Source organism: Salipiger sp. HF18 (assembly GCF_011806505.1).
GTDB lineage: Bacteria > Pseudomonadota > Alphaproteobacteria > Rhodobacterales > Rhodobacteraceae > Salipiger > Salipiger thiooxidans.
Genome location: NZ_JAATOS010000149.1, coordinates 1 through 8,696, shown reverse-complemented (window position 1 = coordinate 8,696; position 8,696 = coordinate 1). Strand labels below are relative to the sequence as shown.

Here is an 8,696-nt window from a genome sequence, read left to right as displayed (position 1 = left end):
GGATCTCGCCCTCGCCGGGCAGGAAGGCGAGGATGCCGCCCTCGGTCTCGGCGGCGGCGCGGGCGACGAGATCGGCCATCGCCTCCTCGAAGCGGCGCTGTTTCGGCAGCGGGGCGTCGAGCCAGCGGGTCTCGACCGGGAAGGCGCGCCCCTCGGAGGTGACGATGGGCGCGTCCATCAGCTCGGCCACGGGCTCCGCGTCGAGGGTGGCGGACATCGCCAGCAACAGCAGGTCGTCGCGCAGGGCACCGGCGATCTCGAGGCAGAGGGCGAGGCCGAGATCGGCGTTGAGCGAGCGTTCGTGGAATTCGTCGAAGACCACCGCGCCGACGCCGGTGAGCGCCGGGTCGGACTGGATCATGCGGGTGAGGATGCCCTCGGTCACCACCTCGATCCGGGTTGCGTCCGAGACCTTGGCCTCGCCGCGGATGCGGTAGCCGACGGTCTCGCCCGGCGCCTCGCCCAGCGTCTCAGCCATGCGCTGCGCCGCCGCGCGCGCGGCGAGGCGTCGGGGTTCGAGCATGACGATCCGGTCGATGGTGAGCCCTGCGTCGAGCATCGCAAGCGGCACCCGCGTGGTCTTGCCGGCGCCCGGCGGCGCCTGCAGCACGGCACGGCCCCGCGCACGAAGCGCGGCGATGAGCGAAGGCAGGGCGTCGTCGATGGGCAGGCGGGTCATGGCGGGGTTATGCGCGATGGCGGGCGTGGCGTCGAGAGGGGCGGCTTTGTCGGTGGTCTGGTCGGTGTGGTGGGTCGGGAGGGCCGTGGTGCCGGTGGCGGGGGTGAAAGGGGGCGCTGCCCCCTCGGCCTGCGGCCTCACCCCCGGAGTTTGCCCGGCAAGATGAAGGGCGGACGCGGCGCGGTCCCGGAAACGGGGTGGACATCGGGGGGCGCTGCGGGTCAATTCGGGGGCGTCAACGGGTGGAGAGACGGTATGAACATCGCGGATCTGTCGGAACGCATCCTGAAGGGTGAGCGGCGCGCGCTGGCGCGGGCGATCACGCTGGTGGAGAGCGGGCGGGCGGATCACCGGGCGCAGGCGCGCGAACTGATCGAGGAACTGCGCGGACAGGGGCGCGAGGCGCTGCGGGTCGGGCTCTCGGGCACGCCGGGGGTCGGCAAGTCGACCTTCATCGAGGCCTTCGGGATGATGCTGACCGCGCAGGGGCTGAAGGTTGCGGTGCTGGCAGTGGATCCGAGCTCGGCGCGGTCGGGCGGGTCGATTCTTGGCGACAAGACCCGCATGGAGCGGCTGAGCCGCGATCCGGGCGCCTTCATCCGGCCCTCGCCGTCGCAGTCGCACCTGGGCGGGGTGGCGCGGCGCACCCGCGAGGCGATCGATCTTTGCGAGGCGGCGGGCTTCGACGTCATCCTCATCGAGACCGTGGGCGTGGGCCAGTCCGAGACCGTGGTGGCGGAGATGTCGGACCTGTTCCTGCTGCTGCTGGCGCCCGCCGGGGGCGACGAGCTGCAGGGGGTGAAGCGCGGCATCATGGAGACGGCGGACATCATCCTCGTGAACAAGGCCGACGGCGAGCTCAAGAGCACCGCCACCCGCACCTGCGCGGATTACGCCGGCGCGCTGCGGCTGCTGCGCAAGCGGCCTCAGGATCCGGAGGGCTACCCAAAGGCGCTTACCGTCTCGGCGGTCGAGGAACACGGGCTCGACCGGGCCTGGGACGAGATGACGGCGCTGGCCGAGTGGCGCCGCGAGACCGGGCATTTCGCCGGCCGGCGGGCCGAACAGGCGCGGTTCTGGTTCGAGGCGGAGGTGCGCGAGGGGCTGCTGGCGCGGCTGCGGCGGGAGCCGGGGAAGGGCGCCATGGCGGCGCTCGCACAGCAGGTCGAGGCGGGCGAGATCAGCGCCGCGGCGGCGGCCGAGGACCTGCTCGGGGGCTACCTGGGAGAATCCGCCCCGGCATGAGGGGCGAGCGGCTCTTCGACGGGGCCCTGCTGCGCGCGGACCTGTTCAGGCCGGACCGCAAGCGGCTCTTCGTGAGCTTCCGGCAACGGGTGGGCGTGCCCGGCAGTTTCGAGCTGGCGCGGCCGGTCCGGGCCTTCACCGCGCGGGGCTATGCGCATCTTCACATCCAGAGCCTGTGGAACGACTGGTTCGTCAATGCCGAGACCGTGGCGCTGGAGGCGGCGTTGCGGGCGCTCTCGGGGCGATTCCGCCGGGTGGTGTCGATGGGCTTCTCGATGGGCGGCTACGGGGCGTTGCGATTCTCCGGAGCGCTGCGGATGTCGCAGGTGATCGCGGTGGCGCCGCAGGTGTCGATTGCCCCCAAGGTGGTGCCCTTCGACCTGCGCTACCGCGCGGAGGCGCGGAACTTCGACCCGGCGCTCGGGGATCTCGCCACGCACGGGGCGCGCGGGCTGCGGGGCGTGGTGCTGTGCGATCCGTTCGTCGCCAACGACCTCGCCCATGCGCGGATGGCGCAGGCGTTTTTCCCGGGGTTGCGAATCTGCCGGCTGGCGGGCGGAGGCCACCCGCCGACCCGGGTGCTGCGGCAGGGCGGGGCCTTTCCCGCGATGCAGGCGGCGCTGGCGCAGGGCGAGGCCCGGCCGGAGGCGCTGATCGCGTTGCACAGGGCCGCGCGGCGGGTGTCGCCGAGCTATCACCTGCACATGGGCCGGGTCGCGGCGCGGCACGGGCGCGAGGCGCTGGCCGGGCGCTTCGCCGCGTGGGCAGGAGAGGTGATTCCGGTGGTGGACAAGGGCTGAGCCCGATGCCATGAGGGCGGCCCGGATGTCCCCGAAGTCGTTGCCGCAAGGGCTTTCGACGAAAGGGTTGACGCGGTTTGGGCTTGGAGCTAGAGAAGCCCGACCAGATTCCGGGCGCCACTGTGGCGCCCTTTGATATTGGCGGAATGATCGGCCCGCGCTGCCAGCCAGTCGGTTTCCCGCCCCGAGACAATGAGGATGGACCCATGTCGCGCGTATGCGAACTGACCGGCAAAGGCCCGATGACGGGTCATAACGTGAGCCACGCCAACAACAAGACCAAGCGGCGTTTCCTGCCGAACCTGAACGATGTGACGCTGCAGTCCGAGACCCTCGGCCGCGGCGTCAAGCTGCGCATCTCCGCGTCGGCTCTTCGTTCGGTGGATCACCGCGGTGGTCTCGACAAGTTCCTGGCCAAGGCCAAGGACACCGAGCTCAGCACCAACGCTCTGAAGCTCAAGAAAGAGATCGCGAAGGCACAGGCCGCCAAGGCCTGATTCGCTCTCCACGGAGTTATCAACAGCCTCGGCGCCGTTCGCGCCGGGGCTGTTTCCTTTTGTCACGTGACATTACGGGATGATCTGCCTAATTCTTGGCTGATGCCCCGGAAAAGATATCCTCTGACCGCATTTTTGTTTGCCCTGGTGCTGGCCCTGACCGGCTACCAGATGGCCGTGGCGCGCGCCCAGCCCGCGCCCGCGGGGCAGCTGGTGATCTGCTCGGGCCTCGGGCTGGTCACGGTGCTGGTGGACGAGAACGGCCAGCCGGTGAGCCAGGTGCATGTCTGTCCCGACGGGCTTCTGACGCTGTTCTCCGGCCTCGATTCCGGCTGGGAGCCCGCCGCTCGGGCCGAGCGCTGGGTGCCCGTCGTGCCCGTTGCCGTGGCGCTGCGGACCGAGGGGCAGCGCAGCCCGGCACCGCAGGCGCGGGGGCCGCCGACGTCGATCTGACCCCATCCGGACAACCAGATCGAACAAAGGAACGACAACATGAACTCCCTGATTCTCGCCGGCGCCGCGTCGCTGGCCCTTGCCATGCCTGCGCTTGCCGACATCACGGTGCAGGAGGCCTATGCCCGCAGCGCCATGCCCGGCGCCAAGACCGGTGCCGCCTTCATGGTGATCGCCAACAGCGGCGACGAGGACGACCGCCTGGTGTCGGCCACCTCGGATGCGGCGGCCAAGGTCGAGCTGCACACCCACAAGGACGACGGCAACGGCGTCATGAAGATGGTCCACGTCGAGGAGGGCTTCGTGATCCCCGCGCAGGGCGAGCACACGCTGCAGCGCGGCGGCGACCACGTCATGTTCATGGGGCTCACCGCGCCCTTCGAGCAGGGCAGCACGGTCGCGGTGACGCTGAGCTTCGAGAAGGCCGGCGACGTCGAGGTCGAGATCCCCGTCGATCTCGAGCGCCAGCCCGAGCACGGCGCCATGAGCAACTGAGTCGGCTAACAGCCGGACGAGGGGCCGCGTGCGGGGATCCGCGCGCGGCCTTTGCATGTCCGGCGGGGGAGGGCGTCAGGCCAGAAGCTCGGCCACCCACTGCGGCACGACGCGGCTGGCGGGGCCGACGCGGTGATCCTCGAAGGCGCGGCTGATCTCGCTGTCCGCGAGGTTGAGCTCGATGGTGCGGGCGCCGGCATAGGCCGCCTCCTGCACGAAACCCGCCGCCGGGTAGACCTGCCCCGAGGTGCCGATCGAGGCGAATAGATCGCAGGTCTGAAGGTGGTCGGCGATCTCCTCCATGTGGTAGGGCATCTCGCCAAACCAGACGATGTCGGGCCGCCCGGCGCGGGCGTGACAGGCGGGGCAAGGCTCGCCCGGGGCCATCTCGGGCGGAGAGGGCCAGCGGTGGCCGCAGCGGTAGCAGAGCGCCGAGGACAGCTCTCCGTGCATGTGGATCGCCGTGGCGCCGGCCTTCTCGTGCAGGCCGTCGACGTTCTGGGTCACGATGACCACCTCGCCGGGCCAGTCGCGCTGCAGCCGCGCCAGCGCCTCGTGGGCGGCGTTGGGCAGGGCCTCCGCCGCCTGGATCCGCCGGGCGTTGTAGAAGCGGTGGACGAGCGCGGGATCGCGGGCGAAGCCCTCGGGCGTGGCCACATCCTCGATGCAGTGCTTCGCCCAGAGCCCGCCCTCGTCGCGGAAGGTGCCCAGCCCGCTTTCGGCAGAGATCCCCGCACCGGTGAGGACCACGATCTTTCCGGCCATGCTTTTCCCTTCTTCTCTCAGAGGTTAGGCTCGGGGCAAAAGGAGGTGCCCCGATGGCCCAGAGTATCCTCTTCGTCTGTCTCGGCAATATCTGCCGCTCGCCCTCGGCCGAGGGCGTGCTGCGACGTATGGCCGAGGCGCGTGGCGTGGCGCTGGAGATCGACAGTGCCGGGACCGGTGACTGGCACGTGGGAGAGCCGCCCTATGGACCGATGCAGGACGCGGCGAAGGCGCGCGGCTACGACCTGTCGCCGCTCCGGGCCCGGCAGGTGCAGCGCGCGGATTTCGAGCGCTACGACCTGATCCTCGCCATGGACGACAAGAACTTCGCGCATCTGCGACGGATGCAGCCAGAGGGTGGCCGCGCCACGCTGCGGCTCTTCACCGACTACGCGCCGACGACTGGCGCGACCGAAGTGCCCGACCCCTACTACACCCGCGATTTCGACGGGGCGCTCGACCTGATCGAGACCGCGGCGCGTGGCCTGCTGGATCAGCTCTCCGAATAGATCGCCCGCGTCACGAGCCACGTGACGGGCAATGCCGCGAGCGCGCCGGCGGCGGCCGCGATCAGGATCGGCGCCAGCGTGTCGTAGCCGGTGACGAGGGTCGCGACCACGAGGCTGCCCGCAAGGGTTGTGGCGATCATCGAGTAGAGAATGCCTGCAAGTCTGAGCATGTCGGTCTCTCCGAAGGGGCGTTCGCAACTTTTCCATATCACTGGTATGGAATGTGTTTCTTGACATGGGTCAATCGCACGGCCTGACATGGGAAATTGACTTCCGGGCCGGTTCGGGGTCAATTGACGCCTGTCGCAATTCTCTCCCCATGATTGCGCGACCCGTTTTTTAGAACCTCAGGAATTGACATGACCAGATACAAGATGGCTGCCGGGCTATTGCTGGCGCTCACGGCCTGCACCCCCACCATGCAGGACGTGAACGAGGTCCGGACGCTCTCGGACGTGAATTGCACGACGCGGCCCACCTGTTCCTACGAAAACAGCCCGCTGAAGGTCGACCGGTCGCGACCAGTAACCCTGCCAAAGCGGCCCTACACCTTCTACCCGGTGGTGGAGACTCTGCACTTCCGGGACGCGCAGAACCGGGAATGGCTGGCACCGTCGGGCACGCTCACCGATGGGGCCTCGATCCCCGCGATCTTCGTGTCCATCGTCGGCAATCCCACCGCGCCGGAATACGTCAACGCGGGCGCCGTGCACGACGCCTATTGCGGCGTCGGGAACGAGGGCGGGGCGATGTACCACAACGGCCGCTGGCAGGACGTGCACCGCATGTTCTACGACGCGCTGGTCGCCGGTGGCACCGCCAAGCCGCGAGCGCAGGTCATGTTCGCGGCGGTCTGGCTCGGCGGACCGCGCTGGAACTACTACTACAGCATGGCCGCCGTGCCGCCGCCGGCGATGCAGCAAGCGATGCGCGACGCCAAGTCCTATGTCGAGAAGAACGATCCGACGCTCTCGGAGCTGATCCTCTACCTCGAGCGGCTCGAGAAGCGGATCATCCGGCAGTATCCCAACATCTTCCCCAGCCTGAACCCCGACAACGAGCGGCAGGGTGGCGAGGGCCGGTCGGAACAGGACATCGAGATCGATTACGAGCCCGAGGGCGAGGTCGAGGGCGAGCCGGAGGTGCCCGACCAGACCGACCTGCCGGAGATCTTCGAACCGCGCTGACATGGTGCTGGCCGGGGCGCTTGCCGCGTTCCGGCCGGTCCGGCGTCAGATGTCCTGCGGCGCTCCGAAGGCGGTCTTCGACAGCGACGAGATGCGTGACAGGAAGGCGTCGAAATGCGCCGCCGTGGTCTTCTGGATGTCATGCGCCAGCACGAGGCTCGAGGTCCGGTTGCGGATCTGGTCGAGCCCGTGCTGGATCCACTTGTCGGGCTTGTAGGACTTGTTCCAGTCCAGCGTGTCCACCGACCACAGGATCGAGCGGTAGCCGAGCTGCGACACCACCTTGTCGACCGTGGCGTTATGGGCGCCGTACGGCGGGCGGAACAGCGTCGTGCCGCCCGGGTACTGGGCGATGACGTCACGGGTGCGCTCGAGTTGGTCACGGACCGCCGAGGCCGAGAGCCTGGAGAGATCGGGGTGGTCCCAGGTGTGGTTGCCGATCAGGTGACCAGCGCCCGAGATGTCACGCAGCAGCGATGGTTGTGCCTTGGCGTTGGTGCCGACCACGAAGAACACCGCCTTGACCCCGTGGCGCCCGAGCGCCGACAGGATCTGCGAGGTGCGGCTGGGATGCGGACCGTCGTCGAGCGTGACCCACACCGTGCGGCCGCCGGCGGCACGGTAGACAGGTTTCGTGACCGGGGGCTGGGGCATGTGACACTCCGGTTGCCAGATCGCACAACCGGATGTGTATCACATCTACAGCCCCTCACCAATTACACGAGCCGGCTGACCTCTTTCGCTGCGCGGACGAAGTCCTTGAACAGCGGGTGCGGGTCGAAGGGTTTGGACTTCAGCTCGGGGTGGAACTGCACGCCGATGAACCACGGGTGGTCGGGCCACTCGATGATCTCGGGCAGGCGGCCATCGGGCGACATGCCGGAGAAGCAGAGCCCGCCCTTCTCGAGCGCATCGCGGTACTTGATGTCGACCTCGTAGCGGTGACGGTGGCGCTCGTCGATGGTGGTGGTGCCGTAGACGTTCGCCACCTTTGAGCCCTCGGCCAGCACCGCGTCATAGGCGCCAAGGCGCATGGTGCCGCCCTTGTCGTCGGCGACCGAGCGGTTGACTCGCTGGTTGCCCTGCACCCACTCCTTGAGGTGGTAGACCACCGGCTCGAAGCGCTTCTCGCCCTTCTCGTGGTCGAACTCCTCGGAGCCGGCCTTCTTGACGCCCGCGACGTTGCGGGCGGCCTCGATGACGGCCATCTGCATGCCGAGGCAGATGCCGAGATAGGGCACCTTGTGCTCGCGCGCGAACTTGGCGGCCTTGATCTTGCCCTCGGTGCCGCGCTCGCCGAAGCCACCGGGCACGAGGATCGCGTCGTAGTTCTCGAGGTAGGGGGCCGGGTCCTCGCGCTCGAAGAGCTCTGCGTCGACCCAGTTCAGCTTGACCTTCACCCGGTTGGCGATGCCGCCATGGGTCAGCGCCTCGGCGATGGATTTGTAGGCATCCTCGAGCTGCGTGTACTTGCCGACGATGGCGACGTTGACCTCGCCCTCGGGGTTGTGGATGCGCTCGGACACGTCTTCCCACTTGTCGAGCGTGGGACGCGGGGCCGGGGTGATCTGGAAGGCGTCCAGAACCGCCTGGTCGAGCCCCTCGCGGTGATAGGCCAGCGGCGCATCGTAGATCGACGTAAGGTCCTGCGCGGCGATCACGCTGTCTGGGCGCACGTTGCAGAACAGCGCGAGCTTCTCGCGTTCCTTCTGCGGGATCGGGCCTTCCGAGCGGCACACGAGGATGTCGGGGGCGAGACCGATGGAGCGCAGCTCCTTCACCGAGTGCTGGGTCGGCTTGGTCTTCAGCTCGCCCGAGGCCTTGATGTAGGGCAGCAGCGTCAGGTGCATGAAGATGCACTGGCCGCGCGGCTTGTCCTGCGCGAACTGGCGGATCGCCTCGAAGAAGGGCAGGCCCTCGATGTCGCCGACGGTGCCGCCGATCTCGCAGAGCATGAAGTCGACCTCATCCTCGCCGATCGAGATGAAATCCTTGATCTCGTTGGTGACGTGCGGAATGACTTGGATGGTCTTGCCGCGGTAGTCGCCGCGGCGCTCCTTTTCGAG

Annotated in this window: 12 protein-coding genes; 7 read left to right on the top strand and 5 right to left on the bottom strand. The window is 68.5% G+C overall.

Translation table 11 applies throughout. The annotated features are described in order from the left end of the window. On the bottom strand, positions 1-679 hold a 679-nt coding region (locus tag HC022_RS13615), incomplete at its 3' end, for a DEAD/DEAH box helicase (protein ID WP_167452803.1). A gap of 255 nt (positions 680-934) precedes the next feature. Here HC022_RS13615 and meaB point away from each other — a divergent pair. From meaB to HC022_RS13590, 5 genes are all read left to right on the top strand, one after another. Next, entirely contained in the window at positions 935-1,924 is a 990-nt protein-coding gene (gene meaB, locus HC022_RS13610; protein ID WP_167452802.1) for a methylmalonyl Co-A mutase-associated GTPase MeaB, read from the top strand. After that, complete coding sequence (locus HC022_RS13605; protein WP_167452801.1) at positions 1,921-2,724, top strand: alpha/beta hydrolase; 804 nt, start codon at positions 1,921-1,923, stop codon at positions 2,722-2,724. The genes meaB and HC022_RS13605 overlap by 4 nt, the downstream gene beginning before the upstream one ends. Before the next feature lie 206 nt (positions 2,725-2,930). Further along, the gene (rpmB, locus tag HC022_RS13600) at positions 2,931-3,221 is read left to right on the top strand and encodes a 50S ribosomal protein L28 (protein WP_008884930.1); all 291 of its coding nucleotides are present in this window, start codon (positions 2,931-2,933) and stop codon (positions 3,219-3,221) included. 147 nt (positions 3,222-3,368) lie between these two features. Beyond that, positions 3,369-3,674: a hypothetical protein gene (locus tag HC022_RS13595; protein ID WP_368484666.1), complete on the top strand. Its 306-nt coding sequence runs from the start codon at positions 3,369-3,371 to the stop codon at positions 3,672-3,674. 39 nt (positions 3,675-3,713) lie between these two features. Further along, complete coding sequence (locus HC022_RS13590; protein WP_167452800.1) at positions 3,714-4,169, top strand: copper chaperone PCu(A)C; 456 nt, start codon at positions 3,714-3,716, stop codon at positions 4,167-4,169. A 75-nt stretch (positions 4,170-4,244) separates the two neighbouring features. Here the strand turns inward: HC022_RS13590 and HC022_RS13585 are convergent, their stop codons facing one another. Then, complete coding sequence (locus HC022_RS13585; protein ID WP_167452799.1) at positions 4,245-4,934, bottom strand: NAD-dependent deacylase; 690 nt, start codon at positions 4,932-4,934, stop codon at positions 4,245-4,247. Positions 4,935-4,987: 53 nt separating this feature from the next. On the opposite strand from HC022_RS13585, the gene HC022_RS13580 reads away from it, so the two are divergent. Further along, complete coding sequence (locus HC022_RS13580) at positions 4,988-5,443, top strand: low molecular weight protein-tyrosine-phosphatase (RefSeq protein WP_167452798.1); 456 nt, start codon at positions 4,988-4,990, stop codon at positions 5,441-5,443. Here HC022_RS13580 and HC022_RS13575 read toward each other — a convergent pair. Continuing rightward, positions 5,428-5,613, bottom strand: coding sequence for a CTP synthetase (locus HC022_RS13575; RefSeq protein WP_089954423.1), 186 nt, complete (start codon positions 5,611-5,613; stop codon positions 5,428-5,430). The genes HC022_RS13580 and HC022_RS13575 overlap by 16 nt on opposite strands. Positions 5,614-5,802: 189 nt before the next feature. Between HC022_RS13575 and HC022_RS13570 the strand changes: the two genes are divergently transcribed. Continuing rightward, the gene (locus HC022_RS13570) at positions 5,803-6,630 is read left to right on the top strand and encodes a DUF1353 domain-containing protein (protein WP_167452797.1); all 828 of its coding nucleotides are present in this window, start codon (positions 5,803-5,805) and stop codon (positions 6,628-6,630) included. A gap of 45 nt (positions 6,631-6,675) precedes the next feature. Here the strand turns inward: HC022_RS13570 and HC022_RS13565 are convergent, their stop codons facing one another. Then, positions 6,676-7,284, bottom strand: a complete 609-nt coding sequence (locus HC022_RS13565; RefSeq protein ID WP_050782250.1) for a polysaccharide deacetylase family protein — start codon at positions 7,282-7,284, stop codon at positions 6,676-6,678. A gap of 62 nt (positions 7,285-7,346) precedes the next feature. Then, a partial coding sequence (locus HC022_RS13560; RefSeq protein WP_167452796.1) for a CTP synthase occupies positions 7,347-8,696 on the bottom strand: 1,350 nt, incomplete at its 5' end.